At 74.0% G+C, this 20,792-nt stretch carries 18 protein-coding genes; 14 read left to right on the top strand and 4 right to left on the bottom strand.

The window, feature by feature from the left end:
• The first annotated feature begins 153 nt into the window (after nucleotides 1-153).
• From E2B92_RS08775 to E2B92_RS08765, 3 genes are all read left to right on the top strand, one after another.
• On the top strand, nucleotides 154-1,248 hold the full coding sequence (locus E2B92_RS08775) for a diaminopropionate ammonia-lyase (RefSeq protein WP_235023739.1): 1,095 nt from the start codon (nucleotides 154-156) through the stop codon (nucleotides 1,246-1,248).
• Nucleotides 1,249-1,400: 152 nt separating this feature from the next.
• Entirely contained in the window at nucleotides 1,401-2,075 is a 675-nt protein-coding gene (locus E2B92_RS08770; RefSeq protein ID WP_160159740.1) for a ScbR family autoregulator-binding transcription factor, read from the top strand.
• Nucleotides 2,076-2,195: 120 nt separating this feature from the next.
• On the top strand, nucleotides 2,196-3,893 hold the full coding sequence (locus tag E2B92_RS08765; protein WP_235023738.1) for a class I adenylate-forming enzyme family protein: 1,698 nt from the start codon (nucleotides 2,196-2,198) through the stop codon (nucleotides 3,891-3,893).
• Between the two features lie 31 nt (nucleotides 3,894-3,924).
• Here the strand turns inward: E2B92_RS08765 and E2B92_RS08760 are convergent, their stop codons facing one another.
• Nucleotides 3,925-5,205, bottom strand: coding sequence for a M6 family metalloprotease domain-containing protein (locus tag E2B92_RS08760; RefSeq protein ID WP_126887623.1), 1,281 nt, complete (start codon nucleotides 5,203-5,205; stop codon nucleotides 3,925-3,927).
• Between the two features lie 442 nt (nucleotides 5,206-5,647).
• Here E2B92_RS08760 and E2B92_RS08755 point away from each other — a divergent pair, with 442 nt between their 5' ends.
• From E2B92_RS08755 to E2B92_RS08735, 5 genes are all read left to right on the top strand, one after another.
• Nucleotides 5,648-6,274 (top strand): TetR/AcrR family transcriptional regulator, encoded by a 627-nt coding sequence (locus E2B92_RS08755; RefSeq protein ID WP_126887631.1) that lies wholly within the window; start codon nucleotides 5,648-5,650, stop codon nucleotides 6,272-6,274.
• A gap of 76 nt (nucleotides 6,275-6,350) precedes the next feature.
• Nucleotides 6,351-7,889, top strand: coding sequence for an MFS transporter (locus E2B92_RS08750; RefSeq protein WP_126887624.1), 1,539 nt, complete (start codon nucleotides 6,351-6,353; stop codon nucleotides 7,887-7,889).
• 91 nt (nucleotides 7,890-7,980) lie between these two features.
• A complete protein-coding gene (locus tag E2B92_RS08745) occupies nucleotides 7,981-8,886 on the top strand; it encodes a LysR family transcriptional regulator (RefSeq protein ID WP_126887625.1) in 906 nt (301 codons plus the stop codon).
• 153 nt (nucleotides 8,887-9,039) lie between these two features.
• Entirely contained in the window at nucleotides 9,040-9,612 is a 573-nt protein-coding gene (locus E2B92_RS08740) for a cysteine dioxygenase family protein (protein ID WP_126887626.1), read from the top strand.
• The gene (locus E2B92_RS08735) at nucleotides 9,612-10,649 is read left to right on the top strand and encodes a YeiH family protein (protein ID WP_126887627.1); all 1,038 of its coding nucleotides are present in this window, start codon (nucleotides 9,612-9,614) and stop codon (nucleotides 10,647-10,649) included. The genes E2B92_RS08740 and E2B92_RS08735 overlap by 1 nt, the downstream gene beginning before the upstream one ends.
• 106 nt (nucleotides 10,650-10,755) lie before the next feature.
• Here the strand turns inward: E2B92_RS08735 and E2B92_RS08730 are convergent, their stop codons facing one another.
• Nucleotides 10,756-11,268, bottom strand: coding sequence for a MarR family winged helix-turn-helix transcriptional regulator (locus tag E2B92_RS08730; RefSeq protein ID WP_126887628.1), 513 nt, complete (start codon nucleotides 11,266-11,268; stop codon nucleotides 10,756-10,758).
• 113 nt (nucleotides 11,269-11,381) lie between these two features.
• Between E2B92_RS08730 and E2B92_RS08725 the strand changes: the two genes are divergently transcribed.
• The gene (locus E2B92_RS08725) at nucleotides 11,382-12,188 is read left to right on the top strand and encodes a dioxygenase family protein (protein WP_185923677.1); all 807 of its coding nucleotides are present in this window, start codon (nucleotides 11,382-11,384) and stop codon (nucleotides 12,186-12,188) included.
• On the opposite strand, the gene E2B92_RS08720 is transcribed toward E2B92_RS08725, so the two are convergent.
• Nucleotides 12,185-12,751 carry a GNAT family N-acetyltransferase gene (locus tag E2B92_RS08720; protein WP_133087454.1) on the bottom strand — a complete coding sequence of 189 codons (567 nt, stop codon included), beginning with the start codon at nucleotides 12,749-12,751 and terminating at the stop codon, nucleotides 12,185-12,187. The two genes, E2B92_RS08725 and E2B92_RS08720, sit on opposite strands and share 4 nt — an antisense overlap.
• 149 nt (nucleotides 12,752-12,900) lie before the next feature.
• On the opposite strand from E2B92_RS08720, the gene E2B92_RS08715 reads away from it, so the two are divergent.
• On the top strand, nucleotides 12,901-13,914 hold the full coding sequence (locus E2B92_RS08715; RefSeq protein WP_126888800.1) for a sigma-70 family RNA polymerase sigma factor: 1,014 nt from the start codon (nucleotides 12,901-12,903) through the stop codon (nucleotides 13,912-13,914).
• Nucleotides 13,915-14,060: 146 nt separating this feature from the next.
• Here the strand turns inward: E2B92_RS08715 and E2B92_RS08710 are convergent, their stop codons facing one another.
• Nucleotides 14,061-15,026, bottom strand: coding sequence for a helix-turn-helix transcriptional regulator (locus E2B92_RS08710; RefSeq protein WP_126888799.1), 966 nt, complete (start codon nucleotides 15,024-15,026; stop codon nucleotides 14,061-14,063).
• Nucleotides 15,027-15,089: 63 nt separating this feature from the next.
• On the opposite strand from E2B92_RS08710, the gene E2B92_RS08705 reads away from it, so the two are divergent.
• The 4 genes from E2B92_RS08705 (at nucleotide 15,090) to E2B92_RS08690 (ending at nucleotide 20,780) form a co-directional block, all read left to right on the top strand.
• Nucleotides 15,090-16,778, top strand: a complete 1,689-nt coding sequence (locus tag E2B92_RS08705; RefSeq protein WP_235023763.1) for an MFS transporter — start codon at nucleotides 15,090-15,092, stop codon at nucleotides 16,776-16,778.
• A gap of 185 nt (nucleotides 16,779-16,963) precedes the next feature.
• Entirely contained in the window at nucleotides 16,964-17,725 is a 762-nt protein-coding gene (locus E2B92_RS08700; protein ID WP_126888798.1) for a DeoR/GlpR family DNA-binding transcription regulator, read from the top strand.
• Complete coding sequence (gene pfkB / locus E2B92_RS08695; protein WP_126888797.1) at nucleotides 17,722-18,675, top strand: 1-phosphofructokinase; 954 nt, start codon at nucleotides 17,722-17,724, stop codon at nucleotides 18,673-18,675. Before E2B92_RS08700 ends, pfkB begins: the two co-directional genes overlap by 4 nt.
• Nucleotides 18,672-20,780 carry a PTS fructose transporter subunit IIABC gene (locus E2B92_RS08690; protein ID WP_126888796.1) on the top strand — a complete coding sequence of 703 codons (2,109 nt, stop codon included), beginning with the start codon at nucleotides 18,672-18,674 and terminating at the stop codon, nucleotides 20,778-20,780. Before pfkB ends, E2B92_RS08690 begins: the two co-directional genes overlap by 4 nt.
• The last annotated feature ends 12 nt before the right edge of the window (nucleotides 20,781-20,792 follow it).

Below are 20,792 nucleotides of genomic sequence, written 5' to 3'. Positions count from 1 at the left end.
TCGACCACGGCGTCGACCATGGCGTCGGAGCCGGTGTGGCGCGGGGCGTCGGGCGGTCCGGGGCCAGGGCCGCGTGAGCCGCCGTCCGGCCCGGCCCGGGGCGGGCGGACGCCGCCACCGGACGCCCGCCCCGCGCCCGCGGACCGTGGTCCGGTGACCGATCCCTCGTGGTGGTACGCGCGCCCCGGCGGCCGGGGCGACTGGACCTGCCCGCCAGCCCCCGACGGTGTGCGGGGCTTCCACGCCTCGCTGGACGGATACGCCCCCACACCGCTGGCCGAACTGCCCCCGCTCGCCGCCGAGCTGGGCGTCGGGCGGGTGTACGTGAAGGACGAGTCGTCCCGCCTGGGGCTGCCGGCGTTCAAGGCGCTCGGCGCCTCCTGGGCGGTGCACCGGGTGCTCGCCGAGCGGCGCCGGCGGTACGGGGAGGGGGCGCCCCTCACGCTCGTCACCGCCACGGACGGCAACCACGGCAGGGCGGTGGCGCGCACGGCCCGCCTGCTCGGGCAGCGCGCCCGGGTCTTCGTGCCCCGGGGCGTGCATCCGGCCGCCGCGAGCGCCATCGCCGCGGAGGGCGCGGAGGTCACGCCGGTGGCCGGACCCTACGACGAGGCGGTGCGCCGGGCGGCCGGGGCGGCGCGGGCGCCCGGCGCGGTGCTCGTCCAGGACACCGCGTGGCCCGGGTACGAGCGGATACCGGCCTGGATCGTGGAGGGGTACTCCACCCTGTTCGCCGAGATCGACGCCCAGCTCGGCGGCCCGCCCCCTTCCCCGCCCGCCCTGGTGGCCGTGCCCGTCGGGGTCGGGTCGCTCGCGCAGGCGGCCGTCACGCACTACCGCAGCCGCCCGGCCGCCGCCGGACCCGCGCTGCTGTCCGTGGAGCCCGAGGCCGCGGCCTGTGTCCTGGCCGGCCTGGTGCGCGGCGAGCCGGTCACCGTGGCCACGGGCGAGACGGCCATGGCGGGCCTGAACTGCGGCACCCCGTCCAGCATCGCCTGGCCCCACCTCCGGCACGGCCTGGACGCCGCCGTGGCCGTCACCGACGCCGACAGCACCCGGGCGGCGCGCGACCTCGCCGCCCTCGGTGTGTCCTCCGGCCCCTGCGGCGCCGCGTCGCTGGCCGGCGTCCGGGCCGCCCTGACCGGTGCGGGCGCCCGGCGGCGCCGCACCGCGCTCGGCGTCGGCGCCTCCTCCACTCTCGTGCTGCTCAGCACCGAGGGAGCGGCGGCCAACCCGCACGGTGATTAAATAAACCGCTCGAACGGTTTGTTTACTCTCATGGGGCGGGTGATTTGGCAGCTCGAGCCCCTTCTGGGTGGTGAGAGTGGCTCATTTGCGCCCCTTTGACAAACCAAGAGGTTGGTTTCTACTGTCATGCCCAGGCGAGAGGGGTTTGGGCTGTGGCGAAGCAGGAGCGGGCCGAGAGGACCCGGGCGAATCTCGTCCGGGCTGCCGCCGCCGTGTTCGATCAGGTGGGGTACGAGCGCGCCACCCTCGCGGTGATCAGCGACCTGGCGCAGGTGACCAAGGGTGCGCTGTCGTTCCACTTCGCCGCCAAGTCGGATCTCGCCCGTGCCGTGCAGGCCGAGGCGTGCGCCGTCTCGGACGCCGCGCTGGCGGTCTGCGCCGAGCGTCAGGGGGCGTCGTTCCAGGCCGTCGTCGACATGACGTACACCCTCGTCGGACTGCTCGAGGGTGATGTCGTCACCCGGGCCGGGGTGCGGCTCACGCGCGAGCTGGAAACGCCGGAGGACTCCTCGCTGCACTGCCATGTCAACTGGCTCGGCAACCTGTTCCGGGCCCTGCGGCGGGCCGAGGCCGACGGGGCGGCCGAGGCCGGCGTGGACGCCCGGTCCGCCGTGGCGCTCGTCATGGCGGTGGTCGTGGGCGCCGAGACCATGGCCCGCACCCCGGTCGGCGCCGCCTTCGGCGAGGGGCCGTCCGCGCCGCGCGAGACGGCCCAGGAGTGGCTGGCCCGGATGTGGCACGCCGTCCGGCCGGCGCTGGAGCCGAGCGGCGACCTCCGTGTGGGCGACGTACGGGCGATGGGGGTCCGTGAGCTCCATCCTGGGTGAGGGTGCTCTGCCCGGGACCGGCGCCCAGAGTAAGTGCCCCGTACATCTACCTTGACGGCGTGCGGCCGGGGCGCATAGCGTCACCCGAGGAGCTGAGCAAGCGCTTAGGGAGAGGCGATCGTGCCGCACACCGATCCGTCCGCACGCCACCCGGCGGTCCTCACCGCGCCCGGAGCCCCGTTCGCCGTCACCCCGGACGGGCACGGGCGCGCCGTGTACGCCGGCGGGCCGCGCACCCTGCGCGAGTTCGCGGAGGTCACCTGGGCGTACGGCGAGCGGCCGTTCCTGGTCGCGGAGAGCCGGACGTACACCTACGGGGAGTTCTTCGCCGCCGCCTGCGCGCTGGCCCGCCGGTTCACCGACGTGTACGGGCTGCGGCCGGGCGACCGGGCCGTGGTGGCGATGCGGAACCACCCGGAGTGGCAGATCGCCTTCTGGGCGGCCCAGTTGGCCGGCCTCGTCGCCGTGCCCCTCAACGCGTGGTGGACCGAGGAGGAGTTCACGTACGCCCTGGACGACTGCCGGCCGCGGGTGCTGCTGGTCGACGGTGAGCGGGTGGACCGCGTACGGGCGTGGGCGCGCCGCCACGGCGTGCCGGGGCTGGTGTTCCACGGGGAGCCCGGGGCGGGGTTCGAGCGGTACGAGGACCTGCCTCCCGCGGACCCCGCCCTCGGCCCGCCGGACGTGGACGTCCGCCCCGGGGACGACGCCACCATCATCTACACGTCCGGCACCACCGGGCGGCCCAAGGGCGCGGTGGCCACCCACCTCGCGCAGGCGGGCGCCGCGATGAACCCCCGCTTCCACGCCGCCGTCGCCGCGCTGGAACGCGGCGAGGTGCCCGGCCAGGGCCCGGCGCCCGTGTCGCTGACGACGTTCCCGTTCTTCCACGTCGCCGCGTTCACCTCGTTCTACGCGGTGATGGCGGCGGGCGGCACGCTCGTGCTGATGCGCAAGTGGGACGCCGCGAAGGCCCTGGAGCTCATCCGCGAGCACCGCGTGACCCACTACGCCGGGGTGCCGACCACCGCCGTCCAGCTCCTGGACGCGGCCGGTGACGACGGGCTCGGGACGCTCGTCCACCTCAACACCGGCGGAGCCGCCGCACCGCCGGGCCTGGCGGCCCGCTGCCCGGAGGGCGTCGAGCCCCGCAACGGTTACGGGCTGACGGAGACCTGCGGGGGCGTCATGGCCAACTTCGGGGACTCCTACCGGCGCTTCCCCGGCAGCGTGGGGCGGCCCACGCCCGTCACCGAGGTGCGGATCGCCGCCCCGGACGGGCGGGCGCTGCCGGACGGCGAGGTGGGCGAGCTGTGGCTGCGCGGCCAGTCGCTGGTGCGCGGCTACTGGGAGGACCCGGAGGCGACCGCGGCCGCGTTCACACCGGACGGCTGGTTCCGCACGGGTGACCTCGCCACCGTGCGCGACGGGCGGGTCAGCGTGGTCGACCGGCTGAAGGACATGGTGATCCGGGGCGGCGAGAACGTGTACTGCGTGGAGGTCGAGGCCGCGCTGTCCGGCCACCCCGACGTGGAGGACGCGGCCGTGCTCGGGGTTCCCCACCCGGTGCTGGGCGAGGAGGTCGCAGCAGTGGTGCGGCTGCGGCGGGGCGCCACGGCCGGGGCCGAGGAGCTGCGCGCCCATGTGGCGCGGAGCCTGGCGGCCTTCAAGGTGCCCGCGCACGTCCTCGTCCAGGACGCCCCGCTGCCGCGCAACGCCACGGGCAAGGTGCTCAAGCGGGACCTGCGCCAGGACGTCGAGGCACGCGTACGCACGCGGGGCGGTGCGGCGGGTGCGGGAGGGGTCGCGCGCGGCTGACGGGGACGTGGGGCGGCGGGTGCCGGGGCGGTCACACGCGGGTGACGCGGACGCGGTAGGTGCCCGTCCCGGCGTCCTCGGACAGCACTGTGACCTGCACGCCGCTCTCGCGGTCGGTGAAGGTCTCACCGGGCCGGTACGGGGCGTCCGACAGCTCGGCGTGCACATTGGGGCGGCGCGTGCAGCCGCCGCTGTCGCGGTCGCTGTCGACGACGGTGACCGGGCCCTGCCCGGTGTCCACGTCCGACTGCACGTGGTAGATCAGCACCCCGGGCTCGCACACGGCCTCGTCGTTGCCCTCCCGGGTGCGGACCTCCACCGCGTACCCGGACTCCGGCGTCAGCGGGACGAAGGCGAGCTTCGGCCCGCCCTTGGTGGCCAGGGGCGTGAGCGTGTACTCGCGGGTGCCGGGGGTGGAGGCGCAGCGCACCTGGTCGTTGTCGAGCCAGCCGAGCTTCCACTTGTGCCAGCCCAGCAGGTCGTTGTTGGCCCCCCAGTCCTCGGACATGATGTCCCAGTGCCCGACGGCGCCGCCGCCCTCGGCGGTGTAGAGGTCGGGCAGGCCGAAGACGTGGCCGTTCTCGTGGGGCAGGACCCGGAACCCCGTCTCGTGGTACGAGCCCGAGCCGTCGTCCTGGCGGCTGTAGACGAACGAGGTGTTGGCGAGCGGCGCGCCGTCCGCGTGCGGGGCCTCGCCGTTGCCGGAGAAGGTGACGGACAGGACGGTGTCCAGGGCGGAGGGACCCGCGTTCGGCGTGACCAGGACGTTGACCAGGTCGTAGTCGCCGAAGTCGACCTTGGGGTCGGCGGCCGTCACGATGTCCTGGACGAGCTGGCGGTAGCCCGGTTCGTACGGTGAGCCGCGCTCGATCCCGTACGAGTCGAACGGCACCGGCATCCGCAGCCAGTCGCGCAGCGGTGCCTCGGGGCGGTACCGGAGCCGCCCGTAGGAGCTGACGCGGAACCAGTCGGTGGTCCGGGGGAAGAACTCGGCGAACCGGCTCATGGCCGGGCCCTCGCCGGGGGCGTCGGGGAAGTCGACCATCAGGGTCAGGGCACGGACCTCGCCCGTCGAGCGGGCGTAGCCCGGGCCCGTGGGTATGCCCTCCGAGAGCTGGACCCCCAGGGCGCTGGAGATCCGGCACGCGGCGAGCCCCGGCTCGTCGGCGGCGGAGCGGGCGGCGATGGGCCCGGCGGAGGCGCGTGAGGGGTCCGGGAGGGTCGAGCTCGCCGTGGCCAGGCCGGCCAGGGCGAGGGTGGCGGCCGCGCCGAGGGCGACCGGTCTGCGTATCCGCCGGCGGGTCTGCTCCATGCGTGCTGATCGCCTTCGGTCGGCGGCAGCCGGCCGGGTCCGGGCTGCTCTCCGTCCGATCAGCCTCCGCGCCGTGGCGGTCCGGCGCCCGCCGGGCGCGGCCGATCGTGGGTTTCTCGCCGGGAGGGGAGTGACGCAGGTCACCGGGGAAGGGGAAATTCCGGGGACGGGCTCCCCGTTTATCCCTGTGTCGCCGACAACCGGGGAAGCCGTCCCCGCTTATGGCGCCAGTGAAGGAGTGACCGTGATCAGCACCGCCGCGACCGCCGACGGCGCCGTCGACACGGCTGCCGGTGCCGCCACCGCGGCCGGGGCGGCTGCCGCCGGCCCCACGACCGGTGCCGCCGCCGAGCCCGCCATCGCCGCCGACGCGACCGGCGGCGCTGCCCACGCCGCCGCGGCCGCCGGCGCCCCGGGCGCGAACGCCACCGCCACCCCCGCCGTGCGGCGGGGGGCGCGGCCGCGGGCGGATGCCGTGCGGAACCGGGAGCGGATCGTGGCGGCGGCCCGGGAGATGTTCGTCGAGTCCGGCCCCGACGTGCCGTTCGACGAGGTCGCCCGCCGGGCCGGGGTCGGCAACGCCACGCTGTACCGGCACTTCCCGGACCGGCCCTCCCTCGTCCACGAGGTCGTCCTGTCCGTCGTGTCCCGCACCACCGAGCGGGCCCGGGAGGCGGCCGCCGAGGAGGCCGACGCCTTCCAGGCGCTGCGCCGCTTCTCCCACGCCGCCGCCGACGAGCGCATCGGCGCCCTGTGCCCGATCCTCTCCGGCGCCTTCGACCATGACCACCCCGACCTGCTCGCCGGGCGCGCCCAACTGGAAGAGGCCGTCCAGGAGCTGTTCGACCGGGCGCAGGCGGCCGGCCGGCTGCGCACCGATGTCGCGGTCGGCGACCTGATGATCGCGCTCTCCCAGCTCACCCGGCCCCTGCCGGGCTCCGCGTGCCCGCACTTCGACCGTTTCGTCCACCGCCACCTCCAGCTCTTCCTGGACGGCCTGGAGGCACCCGCCCGCTCCAAACTCCCCGGCGCCGCGGCCACCCTGGAGGACCTGCGCCGCCAGTCCTGACCCGCCCGGGCGGTCACCTGAACACCCGCCCCTTACGCCCTTTTCTCACCTTTCGAGTCCTTAGGTGGCTGCTCCCATGCCAAAAACACCCTCCGGCCCCGCTTCCACGGGCACCGTCCCCGATCCCAGCCGCTGGAAGGCGCTGGTCTTCATAGCCCTGGCCCAGCTCATGGTCGTGCTCGACGCGACGATCGTGAACATCGCGCTGCCCTCCGCCCAGCAGGACCTGGGCATCTCGAACGGCAACCGGCAGTGGGTCATCACCGCGTACGCCCTCGCCTTCGGCGGTCTGCTGCTGTTCGGCGGCCGCATCGCCGACCTGTGGGGCCGCAAGCGCACCTTCGTCGTGGGCCTGCTCGGCTTCGCCGCCGCCTCCGCGCTGGGCGGCGCGGCCACCGGTGAGGCGATGATGCTCGGCTCGCGCGCCCTCCAGGGCGCCTTCGGCGCACTGCTCGCGCCGGCCGCGCTGTCCCTGCTGGCGGTGATGTTCACCGACGGCAAGGAGCGCGCCAAGGCGTTCGGCATCTACGGTGCGATCGCCGGCGGCGGCGGTGCCGTGGGCCTGATCCTCGGCGGCGTCCTCACCGAGTACCTGAACTGGCGCTGGACGTTCTTCGTCAACATCCCCTTCGCCGTGGTCGCCGCGGCCGGCGCCTACTTCGTGATCCGCGAGCCGGCCGGCGGGCGCAACCGTGCCCCGCTGGACATCCCGGGCGTCATCCTCTCCACGCTCGGCCTGGTCTCGCTCGTGTACGGATTCACCCGCGCCGAGTCCGACGGCTGGTCCGACGCGAGCACGATCGGCCTGTTCGTCGCCTCGGCCGTGCTGCTCGCCTCGTTCGTCGCCGTCGAGGCACGGGTGAAGTCGCCGCTGCTGCCGCTGCGGGTGATGACCGAGCGCAACCGGGGCGGCGCGTACCTGGCCCTGGGGCTCGCCATCATCGCGATGTTCGGGCTGTTCCTCTTCCTCACGTACTACCTCCAGGTCGTGAAGGGGTACTCGCCCGTCAAGACCGGTTTCGCCTTCCTGCCGATGATCGCCGGCATGATCACGGGCTCCACGCAGATCGGCGCCCGGCTGATGACCCGGGTCGCGCCCCGGCTGCTGATGGGCCCCGGCTTCCTCGTGGCCGCCACCGGCATGCTGCTGCTGACGGGGCTCGAGGTGGACTCCTCGTACACCGGGCTGATCCTTCCGGCGCAGTTGCTGCTGGGCCTCGGCATGGGTACGGCGTTCATGCCGGCCATGTCGCTGTCGACGCACGGCGTCGAGGCGCGGGACGCCGGTGTGGCCTCCGCGATGGTGAACACCTCGCAGCAGGTCGGCGGCGCGATCGGTACGGCGCTGCTCAACACCATCGCCGCGTCGGCGACCACCGCGTACATCGCCGACCACGCGGCCGCCGCGACCTCGCCGCAGGCACGCGCGCTGCTGGAGCTGCAGGGCATGGTGGAGGGGTACTCCGCCGCCATCTGGTGGGCGGTCGGCATCCTGCTGGTGTCCGCCACGATCGCGTTCACCTTCATCAACACGGGCCGTCCGGGTGCCGGTTCGCAGCCGGCGGCCTCCGGCGGGGCCGACGACGAGGTGCTCGTGCCGGTCGTCGCGCACTGACGACGCGTACGCCGGAAGGGGCGTTTCTCCGCCGCGGGTGTGGCGGGGAAGCGCCCCTTCGCGCACCCCAACTTCCGCTTATGCTTTCGGCGTGTTCGACTCCCGGTACATCAAGACCTTCCACGAGGTGGTCAGGACCGGTTCCTATACGGCGGCCGCCCGTACCCTGGGCTACACGCAGCCGGCCGTCAGCCAGCAGATGAAGGCGCTCGAACGGGACGTCGGAACCCCGCTGTTCACCCGGGTGGGGCGCGGGCTCCGGCTCACCGAGGCCGGTCAGGCCCTCACCCGGCACACCGGCACCATCCTCGACAGCCTGGCCGCCGCGCAGGAGCAGATAGACGCCATAGCGCGGTTGCGTTCCGGCCGGGTGCGGGTGTGCGCCTTCCCCAGCGCGGGGGCGACGATCCTGCCCGAGGCGATGGCCCGCATGGCGGCCGGACACCCCGGCATCAGGGTCGAACTGGTGGAGAGCGAGCCGCCCGAGTCGCTGCGGATGGTCGCCCGCGGCGAGTGCGACATCACCCTGGCCTTCAGCTATCCCGGCCTGCGGGTCGACGTCCCCGAGGAACTGGACGAGTTCCGGCTGCTGGAGGACCCGCTGACGGTGCTCCTTCCCACCGGCCACCCGCTGGCCCGCCGCAGGGCCGTGCACCTGGCCGATCTGGCGCACGAGCGGTGGATCGCCGGCTGCGCGCGCTGCAACGCCAATTTCCTGCACGCCTGCGCCGAGGCGGGGTTCACCCCCGACATCGCGTGCACCACGGACGACAACCTGGTGATGCAGAGCCTGGTGGCGGCGGGCGTGGGCATCGCGATGGTCCCCGCGCTCGTCCTGTCCTTCCTCTGCCACGACAAGGTGACCGGGCGGATCGTCGAGCCGCACACGCGCCGCCAGGTGTACGCGTACGTCCTCCGCGACCACCTCAGGATTCCGGCCACCGCCCTCATGCTGGAGGAGCTGGTCACCGTCGCCGAGTCCAGAGTGGGCTGCTGACTCACCCTCACGAAAGCCGCTCGCCGGGGCCCGCCGGGGCCGGCCCTGGTCCGCGAGGGGCCGCTGACCCGTGATCATTCATAAGCGTTCCTTGGGTACCCGGCAATGAACCGTCCTTGGACGTAATGGGTCGGCCGGGCCGACGCTGCCGCCATGACGACGACCTCCATCGGCGCCGCCTCGGCGGCCGCCGGGACGACGACCGGACGCCTGCGTGGCCTCGTCGCCGAGATACGCGCGGCCGTGGACCGGGGTCTCCCGCCCGAACCGACCGCCCGTCTCGTGGGGGAGCGCCTCGCCCCGCACCTGGGCGCCCCGGACCTGCTCACGCCGGCGCAGTGCGAGGGTGACCCCGAGCACTACCGCCAGCACGTGCTGCACGCCGAACCGGACGGTGGGTTCTCCGTCGTCGCCATCGTCTGGCTGCCCGGCCAGGGCACCCCCGTCCACGACCACGTCGCCTGGTGCGTGGCCGGCGTCCACCAGGGCGAGGAGCACGAACGCCGCTACCAGCTCGTCCCGGACGGCACCTCCGCCCGGCTGCTCGCCACCCAGGACGTCGTGAACGGCCCCGGGGAGGTCGCCGCCTTCGCCCCGCCCGGTGACATCCACTCCGTACGCAACGCCGGTGACCGCACCGCCCTCTCGCTGCACGTCTACGGTGCCGACATCACCCGCCTGGGCACCAGCGTCCGGCGCCTGTACCGGCTGCCCGCGGACCGCTGATGGCGCTCGTCGGCCCACGCCTCAGACCGGTCGCGGCCGGCACCCGGGTACCGCCGGGCCCCCTGCCCGGGCTGGCGCTCGCCGCGGCCGGGGTCGGCGTCGCCCTGCTGGTGCACCTGGCCGTACCGGCGGTGCCCATGCTCACCGCCGCCGTCGTCCTGGGTGTCGCCGCCGCCCACACCCCCTGGCTGCGCGCCCGCGTCCGGGGCGGCTGCCGGCCGGGGCTGACCCTGGCGGCCAAGCGCCTGATGCGCGTCGGGGTCGTCCTGCTCGGGCTGAAGCTGAGCCTCTCGGACGTGCTGGGGCTCGGCTGGAGCACGGTCGCCATGGTGCTCGCCGTGGTGGCCGCCACCCTGGGCGGCACGTGGTGGCTGGGGCGGCGCATGGGCCTGCCGGGGGACCAGCCGGTGCTCATCGCCACGGGGTACGCGATCTGCGGCGCGTCGGCGATCGGGGCGGTCGGAGCGGTACGGGACAGCGACGAGGACGACGCCGCCACGTCGGTCGCCCTGGTGACCCTGTGCGGCACGCTCGCCATCGCCGTACTGCCCCTGCTGCACGGCCCGCTGGGGCTGAGCGACGCGCAGTTCGGGCGCTGGGTGGGCGCGGGCGTGCACGACGTGGGGCAGGTGGTCGCCGCCGCCCAGACCGCCGGGCCGGCCGCGCTGGGCGAGGCCGTGCTGGTCAAGCTGATGCGGGTGGCTCTGCTGGCGCCGCTGGTCGCGGCGCTGGTGCTGACGGCCCGGCGGCGGGGGCGCGGGGCGCCCGAGGGCGGACGGCCGCCGCTGGTGCCGCTGTTCGTGGCCGGGTTCCTCGCGATGGTGGCGCTGCGCACCACCGGGGTGCTGCCCGCGCCCGTGCTGGCCGGTGCGGGAACGGCCCAGGAACTGCTGCTGGCCGCCGCCCTGTTCGGGCTGGGCAGCGCGGTGCACCTGCCGACGCTGTCGCGGACCGGGGCGCGGGTCGCGCTGCTGGGCCTGACGGCGTGGGTGATCGTGGCGGCGGCGTCGTACGCGGGGGTCCTGCTGACGACCTGACGCGGCGGGTCCGTGTCCGTCGCCGGCGTGCCGTCCGGGGGCGTGCCGCTCCCTGGGTCGTGTCCGCAAAGTCTCGCCTGGCCCGCGGCGCCCCCGCGGACACTCCCTAGCGCAGCCAGGGCAGGTCGGCGTCCCGGCCGGACGGCTGGAGGCCCTCGGCCATGACCTTCATGATCTCGCCGAGCTGGTCGATCTGCTCCGGGCTGAGCCGGTCGAAGATCGCCTGGCGGACGGCGGTGACATGGCCGGGGGCGCTGCGCCTGAGCACCTCGTACCCCTCGTCCGTCAGGTAGGCGTTCTGGCCGCGCTTGTCGGAGGGGCAGTCCTCGCGGCGTACCCAGCCGTTCCTCTCCAGCCGTGCCACGGCGTGCGACAGCCTGGACCGGGTGATCTTGGCGTCCTTGGCCAGCTCGGTCATCCGCATCCGGCGGCGCGGGGCCTGCGAGAGCTGGACGAGCAGCCCGTAGTAGATGTGCGGCATTCCGGCGTCGCGCTGGAGCTGGCGGTCGAGGTGGTCCTCCAGGAGCGTGGTCGCGTGCAGGTACGCGCGCCACACGCGCTGCTCGTCGTCGCTGAGCCAGCGCGGCTCCCCGCTCCCGCCGTTCGTTGCCGTGTCCATGTATCCCACTGTAAGGCTTCTTGAAACTTGAACAAATGGTCGGTAAGCTCGCCATCGAGCTTGATTGAAGTTTCAAGTAAGTAGGATGGAAGAGTACGTCAGGAGTCACCGTCATGACCGCCTCCGTGGAGCCCGCGCCCGCCGGGCGGATGCCCGCCCTGTACCTCTCCCACGGCGCGCCGCCGCTCGCCGACGACCCCGTGTGGCCCGGCCAGCTCGCCGCCTGGGCCGCCGGGCTGCCCCGGCCCGCCGCGATCCTGATGGTCTCCGCCCACTGGGAGGAGGCTCCGCTGGCGCTCGGCGCCACCGAGCCCGTACCGCTGGTGTACGACTTCTGGGGCTTCCCGGAGCACTACTACCGCGTCCGGTACGCCGCCCCCGGCGCGCCCGCGCTGGCCGAATCCGTGCGCCAACTGCTGCGCGGTCCCGGAACCCCCGTGCAGGACCTGCCCGACCGGGGGCTGGACCACGGGGCGTACGTCCCGCTGGTCGAGATGTACCCGGACGCGGACGTGCCGGTCCTCCAGATGTCCCTGCCCACGCTCGACCCGGCCCGGCTCATGGACATCGGGCGTAGGCTGGCACCGCTGCGCGACGAGGGCGTGCTGATCGTGGGCAGCGGGTTCTTCACCCACAACCTGGCGGCCCTGCGGCACCAGGGCGTCCCCGGCTGGTCGGCCGAGTTCGACGACTGGGGGCGGCGGGCCCTGGAGGCCCGGGACGTGGACGCGCTGCTGGACTTCGCGCACGCCTCACCGGCCGGCGCGCTCGCCCATCCCCGTACCGAGCACTTCGCGCCCCTGTTCGTCACGCTGGGCGCCGCCGACGCCGCGGGCGACCTGGACGGCGGGCGCAGCGTCATCGACGGGTTCTGGATGGGCCTGGCGAAGCGGTCCGTGCAGTTCGGGCAGGGGCTCTAGAGGTCCTTCTCGTACCAGGCCACGTCCCAGTACCGCCCGAACTTCCGCCCCACCTCCGCGAACGTGCCGGTGTGCCGGAAGCCGAAGCGGGCGTGCAGGCGCACCGACGCCTCGTTGGGCAGCGCGATCCCGGCGTACGCCCGGTGCACGTCCTCCTTCGCCAGGGCCTCGAAGAGCCGCTCGTAGAGCAGCGTCCCGATGCCCCGCCCGCCCGCGTCCGGGGCGAGGTAGACGGTCACCTCCACCGAGGTCGCGTACGCGGCCTTCGGCCGGAAGGCGCTGGACGTGGCGTAGCCCAGGACCCCTCCGCCCCGCGCGCCGCTTCCGTCCCCTCCGCCCCGCGCGCCCCTTCCGCCGCTTCCGGGGCCGTGCGCAACCAGCAGGCGGTGGGGGCCGTCTTCAGGGTGGGAGAGCAGCCAGGGGCGGCGCTCCTCGGGGGCGAACGGGGTGGTGTCGAATGTGATCGCCGTCTCACGGACGTAGTGGTTGTAGATGTCGGTGAGCGCCCCGAGGTCACCCTCCACGCCCGGCCTGACCTGCACCTCTGCGTCGTCCTGTGGCATTCGGCCCTCCCTCCGGGGCGGGACAGGGTACTGCAAGATCGCGCAAATCGACGGGCCTCATGGGAATTCTGTCCGGATTCCAGTCGTTGTTTCCGTCGGATGCAGGGCACCCGGGAGGGTGTCGCGACCTACTCAGCAAGGGAGCTCGCATGGCAACCCGTGCCGTCGCCCGTCGTCAGTCCGCCTCCGGTGGGACCACCGACCGGGCAAGCAGCGTTCGCGCCGTGGGCGGGGAGATCGCCGACCGCGACCTGGTCGGCATGTACCTCGACGAGATCGCGCGCACGCCCCTGCTCGACGCCGCCAAGGAGGTCGAGCTGTCCCAGACCATCGAGGCGGGTGTGTACGCCCAGCAGATCCTGGACGGCGAGACCGAGCCCGAGAAGGGCGGCGCCGCCGCGGGCGCGTCCCCCGAGGAGCTGGAGCGCCTGGTCGCCGAGGGCGAGCGTGCCAAGGACGTCTTCATCCGGTCGAACCTCCGGCTGGTCGTCGCGGTGGCCCGGCGATACCCGCGCAGCGGGCTGCCCCTGCTCGACCTGATCCAGGAGGGCAACGCGGGCCTGGTACGGGCGGTGGAGAAGTTCGACTACACCAAGGGCTTCAAGTTCTCCACGTACGCGACCTGGTGGATCCGGCAGGCCATCACGCGGTCGATCGCCGACCAGTCGCGCACCATCCGCCTCCCCGTGCACCTGGTGGAGGAGCTGGGCCGCATCCGGCGCGTGCAGCGGGAGTTCAACCGCGAGCACGGCCGCGACCCGGAGCCCGCCGAGGTCGCCGCCGAGCTCGGCTCCAACGCGGACCGGGTCATCGACGTCCTGGACTGGGCGCGCGACCCGGTCTCGCTGAACATGTCGGTGGACGACGCGGGCGAGACCCAGTTCGGCGACCTCCTGGAGGACACCTCGGCCGTGTCGCCCGAGCAGTCGGTGCTGACGCTGCTGCGCAGCGAGGAACTGGACGACCTGATCGGCAAGCTGGACAACCGCACGGCGTCGATCATCCGCATGCGGTACGGCATCGAGGACGGCCGCGAGCGGACGCTGACGGAGGTCGGCAAGGAGCACGGCCTGACGCGCGAGCGCATCCGCCAGATCGAGAAGCACGCGCTGCTGGAGCTGAAGCGCATGGCCCGCGACACGGGCTTCGACGCGGCGGCCTGATCCGCGCCGGGGCCGCCCGGCCCCGGGCGGTGCACGGCGTCGGGCGGTGCACAGCCGCTTAGGTTTCCCGCCGTGCCCCGCCCCGGTTCGGGGCGCCCGGCTTCCGGGCCTCCTGCCGCGGCGGGCCATGCGCGCCCGGCCGCGCCTCACCCCTGGGCCGGCGCCGCGCGTGTCAGGCGGGCGGCCAGGGCGGACACGTACGACGCCAGTGCGTCCGGGCCATGGACGGTGAACTCGCAGTCCACCAGCGCCAGCCGCAGCGCCAGCCACTCCACCGAGTCCGCCGACCGGGCGCTCAGCCGGCAGGTGTCCGGGCCCGTGGGCGACGGCACGAGGTGCGCGGGCAGGCGGGCGGTGACGAACTCCGCCGGAGCCTCGAAGGTGACGTCCACGTCCAGTTCCGCCTGCCTCCCGGACGTGGAGTGCGACAGCAGCCGCGCCGCGCCCCCCGGCGGCAGTTCGCGCGGCGTGAAACGGGCGCCCGTGGCGAAGGGGTCGGCGACGCGGTCGACCCGGAAGGTGCGCCAGTCCTCGCGCGTGAGGTCGTACGCCACCAGGTACCAGCGGTGGCCCGTCGACACCAGGCGGTACGGCTCCACCTGCCGCTTCGTCTGCGTACCGTCCCCCGCGCGGTAGCCGAACCGCAGGCGCTCGTGGGCGGTGACCGCGGCCGCGAGGGTCGTCAGGGTCGCGGGCGTGACCGTCGCCCCGTCGCCGCGCGTGAGCGGAATGGTCGCGTTCTGGAGGGTGGCCACCCGATGCCGCAGCCGCGACGGCAGCACCTGCTCCAGCTTGGCCAGCGCCCGTACGGCCGCCTCCTCCACGCCCTCGATGGCGTGCCCCGCCCCGGCGCGCAGCCCGACGGCGATCGCGACCGCCTCCTCGTCGTCCAGCAGCAGCGGCGGCATCGCGGCGCCCGCGACCAGCCGGTACCCGCCGATCGCGCCCCGGGAGGCCTCGACCGGGTACCCCAGGTCGCGCAGCCGGTCGATGTCGCGGCGGATCGTACGGGGACTGACGCGGAGCCGTTCGGCCAGCTCGCTGCCCGGCCACTCGCGCGGCGTCTGGAGCAGCGACAGCAGATTCAACAGTCGTGCCGGAGTGTCCGTCATGCCCTCCAGGATGCTCGCCCAGTAGGACACAAGCTGGCCTATATGCCTGATGAGCTGTGCGGCATGACCTCCTCCACCCCTACTCCCACCGTGCCCACCACCGCACCAGCGGCCGACCGGCGGCGATGGCTGGCCCTCGCCATCGTCATGACGGCCGCCTTCATGGACCTCGTCGACGTCACCATCGTCAACATCGCGATCCCGAGCATCGAGCGGGACCTGTCGGCGTCGTTCGGCGCGATCCAGTGGATCACCGCCGGCTACGCGCTGGCGTTCGCGGCCGGTCTGATCACCGGCGGCCGCCTGGGCGACATCTACGGCCGCAAGCGGCTCTTCCTCGTCGGCATGGCCGGCTTCACCGTGGCCTCGGCCCTGTGCGGTTTCGCCGCGAGCCCCGAAATGCTGGTCGCCTCCCGGCTGCTGCAGGGCGCGATGGCCGCGATGATGGTGCCGCAGGTGCTGGCGATCGTCCATGTCACGTTCCCGCCGCACGAGCGCGGGAAGGTCTTCGGGATGTTCGGTGCGGTCGTGGGGCTGGGGGCCGTGTCGGGGCCGCTGCTGGGCGCGCTGCTGACCCAGTGGAACCTGTTCGGGCTGGAGTGGCGGCCGATCTTCCTGATCAACCTGCCGGTCGGCATCGCCGGGCTGATCCTGGGCCGGAAGTTCATCACCGAGTCGCGTGCCGAGAGGGCGCTGCGGCTGGACCTGGTCGGCGTCGCGCTGGTCACACTCGCGCTGCTCATGCTGATCTACCCGCTGACGCGCGGGCGTGAGCTGGGCTGGCCGCTGTGGGGCCACCTCTGCATGGCGGGAAGCCTGCTGGTGTTCGCCGCCTTCGTGGCGTACGAGAGGCACAAGGCGCGCAAGGACGGCTCCCCGCTGGTCGAGCTGTCGCTGTTCCGGGTCAAGAGCTTCGCGGCCGGCATCGCGGTCCAGCTCACCTTCGGCGTCGTCATGGGCGTCTTCTTCCTGGTCTGGACGCTGTACATGCAGATCGGGCTGGGCTGGAGCCCGCTGAAGGCCGGTCTGACCGGTGTGCCGTTCTCGCTCGCCGTGTCCGTCGCGGCCGGGGTGTCCGTGCAGAAGCTGGTGCCGCGCTTCGGGCGGAAGGTGCTCCAGGCCGGTGCGCTGACCATGGCCGCCGGGGTGCTGTTCTACATCTGGGAGGCCGGGCGGTACGGGACCGGGATCGCGCCCTGGCAGATGGCCGCGCCGCTGATCGTGATGGGCCTCGGCATGGGCCTGATCGTGGCGCCGCTGACGGACGCGGTGCTCTCGGACGTACCGCGCGAGCACGCCGGTTCGGCGTCCGGGCTGATCAACACGACGGGGCAGATGGGCACCGCGCTGGGCCTCGGCCTGGTCTCGGTCGTCTTCTTCGGGGCGATCGACGAGGAGCGCCTCGCGCCCGCCGAGGTCGGCTCCGCCTTCGCGGAGGCGTTCCAGGGAGCGCTGTGGTGGGTCGTGGCGGTGCTCGCGGTCATCTTCGCCGTGATGTTCGCGCTGCCGGGGCGCCCCAAGCAGCACCTGGAGGGTGCCGGCGCGGCCGGCGGGGCGTCGGCGGAGGCGCCGGGCGAGGCCGTGCCTGCGGGGATGCCTGCCGAGGTGTCTTCCGAGACGTCTTCCGAGACGTCTTCCGAGACGTCTTCCGAGACGTCTTCCGAGACGTCTTCCGAGACGTCCTCCGAGACGTCTTCCGAGGTGCCTTCGCAGGCGTCTTCCAAGGCGTCGGACCCGGCGCTCACGCGCTGAGGCGCCGAACGGTGCTCACGCGCTGAGGCGCGGCCTGACGGAGGGCGTGCGGCCCGGCTCCGGGATCGGTGGGCGATCCCTGGAGTCGGGCCTTCCGTTTGCCCGGATGTGTTTACTTCGCCGAAAAGCGGACGTACGCTGCTGGTGAAACCACAAAGTCGGGCATCGATCGGACGTAAATCCACATGTACGCACCGGAGCGCCACCAACTGATCCTGCGCCTCGCCCGCGAGGGCGGCCGGGTCGACGTGCTCTCCCTCGCCGAGCAGTTCCAGGTGACGGCCGAGACGATCCGGCGTGACCTCAAGGCGCTGGACCGCGCCGGGCTCGTCCGCCGGGTGCACGGCGGCGCCATCCCGGCCGGCCGGCTCGACTTCGAACCCGACCTGGCCGAGCGCGAGTCCACCGCCGCGGACGAGAAGGACCGCATCGCGCGCGCCGCCCTCGCCGAACTGCCCGAGGACGGCAGCGTCATCCTCGACGCCGGCTCCACCGTGGCCCGGGTGGCCGCCGGACTGCCCCAGGAGTGCACCCTCACGGTCGTCACCCACGCCCTGCCCGCCGCCTTCCGGCTGGCCGACCACCCCGGCATCGCCCTCCACCTGGTCGGCGGCCGCGTCCGGCACCGTACCCGCGCGGCGGTCGACGCATGGGCGCTGGAGGCGTACGGACAGGTCCGCGCCGACGTCCTCCTGCTCGGCGCGAACGGGTTCTCCGCCGCCCACGGACTCACCACCCCCGACCTCGCCGAGGCCGCCGTGAAGCGCGCCATGGTCGCCGCCGCCCGCCGGGTCGTGCTGCTCGCCGACTCGGCCAAGCACGGCGCCGATCACTTCGCCCGCTTCGGCGACCTCACCGACGTGGACCTGCTCATCACGGACACCGGGCTCGCACCCGAAGACGCGGCGGCCATCGAGGCGGCCGGAACGGACGTCGTACGCGCATGATCCTCACCGTCACCCCCAACCCGTCCCTGGACCGGACCTACGAAGTCCCCGCCCTGGAGCGCGGCGAGGTGCTGCGCGCCACCGGCGAGCGCGTGGACCCGGGCGGCAAGGGCGTCAACGTCTCCCGCGCCGTGGCCGCCGCCGGGCGCCGCACCGTCGCCGTCGTGCCGCTGGGCGGCGCGCCCGGCGCGCTCGTCGCCGAACTGCTGGCCGACGAGGGCATCGAGGTCGCGCCCGTCCCGCTGAAGGGCCACACCCGGTCCAACATCGCGGTCGCCGAACCGGACGGCACGCTCACCAAGATCAACGCCCCGGGGCCCCGGCTGACCCCCGGCGAGTCCGAGGCGATCCTCGCGGCGGTCGGCGCGTTCTCGCCCGCCGCCGACTGGGTCGCCTGCTGCGGCAGCCTGCCGCCCGGCCTCGGCCCGGAGTGGTACGCCGACCTCGTCACCCGCGCACACGGCTACGGCTCCCGCATCGCCCTGGACACCTCCGGCCCCTCGCTGCTGGCCGCGCTGCGCGCCCGCCCCGACGTGATCAAGCCCAACGCCGAGGAGCTCGCCGAAGCGGTCGGCCGCCCCCTGGCCACGGTGGGCGACGCCGCCAAGGCGGCGGAGGAGCTGCGCGAGGCGGGCGCCGGTGCCGTGCTGGCCAGCCTCGGCGCCGACGGACAACTGCTCGTCTCCGACGCCGGCGCCTTCTACGGGTACGCCGCCGTCGACGCCGTACGCAGCAACGTCGGTGCGGGCGACGCCTCCCTGGCGGGCTTCCTCGCCGCGGGCGGCGAAGGGCCGGAGGCGCTCGCGGCGGCGGTGGCGCACGGCGCGGCGGCCGTGCGGCTGCCGGGCAGCGTGATGCCGACACCGTCCGACCTGGACCCCTCGGCGGTCACGGTGACCGCCGACGTACCCCTCGACCGAGAGCTGAGCGAGCAAGGGAGCCCGCGATGAGCGACATGATCACCGCGGACCTGGTCGATCTCGACCTGGCCGCGCACACGAAGGAAGCGGCGGCCCGTTCGCTCGCCGAGCGGATGGTGCGGCTGGGCCGGGTCACCGACCTGGACGGCTTCCTCGCCGACGTCGCGGCTCGCGAGGCGCAGATGCCGACCGGCCTGGACGGCGGCATCGGCATCCCGCACTGCCGCAGCGCGCACGTCACCGAACCCACGCTCGCCTTCGGCCGCTCGGGCCCCGGCATCGACTTCGGCGCCCCGGACGGGCCGGCGGACCTGATCTTCCTGATCGCCGCACCGGCGGGCGCGGACGACGCCCACCTGACGATCCTGTCGTCCCTGGCCCGCCGCCTGATGGACCCCGACTTCACCTCGGCGCTGCGCACGACGGCCTCCGCGGCGGGGGCGGCGGCCCTCGTCCGGGGCGACGCCCCGCCCCCGGCCGCCGAGGCGGCCGCCCAGGCGGAGGCCCCGGCCGGCGCCGCGGAGGCGGACACCCCCTCCGGTGGGGAGCCGCCGGAGGCGCGGGTCACCACCGGCGGAGGCGGTGCGGGGCCGTCCATCGGGGGAGCGGGCGAAGCCACCGGCGGGGTGAACGCGCCGGCGCCGTTCCGTGTCGTGGCCGTGACGTCGTGCCCCACCGGGATCGCGCACACCTACATGGCCGCCGAGTCCCTGGAGAGCGCCGGGCGGGACGCCGGGGTCGAGGTGGCCGTCGAGACGCAGGGCTCCGCGGGGTTCACCCGGCTCGACCCGGCCGTGATCGCCGCCGCCGACGGCGTGATCCTCGCGCACGACGTCCCCGTCCGGGAGAAGGAACGCTTCGCCGGCAAGCCCACCGTCGACGTCGGCGTCAAAGCGGGCATCAACCGGGCCGCCGAACTGATCGCCGACGTCCGCGCCAAGGCCGAGCGGGGCGAGGTCACCGCCCCGGCGGCGGCGGGGACCGATCGTGCCACGCCCGTGGAGAGCGCGGGCGAGCCCGGCGAGGGGTACGGCACCAAGCTCCGCAAGTGGCTGATGTCGGGCGTCAGTTACATGGTGCCCTTCGTCGCCGCCGGCGGTCTCCTCATCGCCCTCGGCTTCGCCATCGGCGGCTACACCATCGACAAGGCCCCGTCCGTCGCCGAGCACTTCGCCTGGGGCCAGGCCGACAGTTGGGCCGCGCTGCTGTTCCAGATCGGCGGCCTGGCGTTCAGCTTCCTGATCCCGGTCCTCGCCGGATACATCGCGTACGGCATGGCCGACCGCCCCGGGCTGGTCCCCGGCTTCGTCGGCGGCGCCGTCGCGCTCACCATCGACGCCGGGTTCCTCGGAGGGCTGGCCGCCGGTCTGGTCGCGGGCGGGGTGGTGCGGGTGATCCAGCGGGTCAGGGTGCCCGGCGTGCTGCGCGGCATCATGCCCGTGGTCGTCATCCCCCTCGTCTCGTCGCTGATCGTCGGCTTCCTGATGTTCCTGGTGATCGGCAAGCCCATCGCGTCGCTCCAGAGCGCGCTGACCGACTGGCTGTCCGGCCTCTCCGGCGCCAACGCGGTCGTCCTGGGCATGATCCTCGGCCTGATGATGTGCTTCGACCTGGGCGGCCCGCTCAACAAGGTCGCCTACGCGTTCGCGATCGGCGGCCTCGCCAGCCCCAACGAGGGCTCGCTGAAGGTGATGGCCGCCGTGATGGCCGCCGGCATGGTGCCGCCGCTGGCGATGGCCCTGGCCACGGTGGTGCGCGGCAAGCTGTTCACCCGGGCCGAGCGGGAGAACGGCAAGGCCGCCTGGGTGCTCGGCGCCTCGTTCATCACCGAGGGCGCGATCCCCTTCGCCGCCGCCGACCCGCTGCGCGTCATCCCGTCGGCGATGGTGGGCGGCGCGGTCACCGGCGCCCTGTCCATGCTCTTCGAGTGCACCCTGCGCGCCCCGCACGGTGGCGTCTTCGTGGTGCCCCTGATCGGCAACCCGGCCCTCTACCTGGTCGCGATCGCCCTCGGCACCCTGGTGAGTGCCACGCTCGTCGTCCTTCTCAAGGGCCACGCCCGCAAGGCGTCCGGCCCCGCGGCGGTGGCGGACGAGCCGGGGGAGACCCACGAGAAGGTCACCGTCGCCGCCTGAGCCCCGGGAACC

It is taken from the genome of Streptomyces sp. WAC05374, assembly GCF_004353505.1.
Classification (GTDB): Bacteria; Actinomycetota; Actinomycetes; order Streptomycetales; family Streptomycetaceae; genus Streptomyces.
This window is presented reverse-complemented; position numbering and strand designations above follow the sequence as displayed.

Excerpts from the sequence above, each read along its gene's own strand:
- E2B92_RS08760 (WP_126887623.1), bottom strand. The coding sequence starts at position 5,205 with ATGGAGCAGACCCGCCGGCGGATACGCAGACCGGTCGCCCTCGGCGCG.
- E2B92_RS08750 (WP_126887624.1), top strand. The coding sequence starts at position 6,351 with ATGCCAAAAACACCCTCCGGCCCCGCTTCCACGGGCACCGTCCCCGAT.
- E2B92_RS08740 (WP_126887626.1), top strand. The coding sequence starts at position 9,040 with ATGACGACGACCTCCATCGGCGCCGCCTCGGCGGCCGCCGGGACGACG.
- E2B92_RS08735 (WP_126887627.1), top strand. The coding sequence starts at position 9,612 with ATGGCGCTCGTCGGCCCACGCCTCAGACCGGTCGCGGCCGGCACCCGG.
- E2B92_RS08730 (WP_126887628.1), bottom strand. The coding sequence starts at position 11,268 with ATGGACACGGCAACGAACGGCGGGAGCGGGGAGCCGCGCTGGCTCAGC.
- E2B92_RS08725 (WP_185923677.1), top strand. The coding sequence starts at position 11,382 with ATGACCGCCTCCGTGGAGCCCGCGCCCGCCGGGCGGATGCCCGCCCTG.
- E2B92_RS08720 (WP_133087454.1), bottom strand. The coding sequence starts at position 12,751 with ATGCCACAGGACGACGCAGAGGTGCAGGTCAGGCCGGGCGTGGAGGGT.
- E2B92_RS08715 (WP_126888800.1), top strand. The coding sequence starts at position 12,901 with ATGGCAACCCGTGCCGTCGCCCGTCGTCAGTCCGCCTCCGGTGGGACC.
- E2B92_RS08710 (WP_126888799.1), bottom strand. The coding sequence starts at position 15,026 with ATGACGGACACTCCGGCACGACTGTTGAATCTGCTGTCGCTGCTCCAG.
- E2B92_RS08705 (WP_235023763.1), top strand. The coding sequence starts at position 15,090 with ATGACCTCCTCCACCCCTACTCCCACCGTGCCCACCACCGCACCAGCG.
- E2B92_RS08700 (WP_126888798.1), top strand. The coding sequence starts at position 16,964 with ATGTACGCACCGGAGCGCCACCAACTGATCCTGCGCCTCGCCCGCGAG.
- pfkB (WP_126888797.1), top strand. The coding sequence starts at position 17,722 with ATGATCCTCACCGTCACCCCCAACCCGTCCCTGGACCGGACCTACGAA.
- E2B92_RS08690 (WP_126888796.1), top strand. The coding sequence starts at position 18,672 with ATGAGCGACATGATCACCGCGGACCTGGTCGATCTCGACCTGGCCGCG.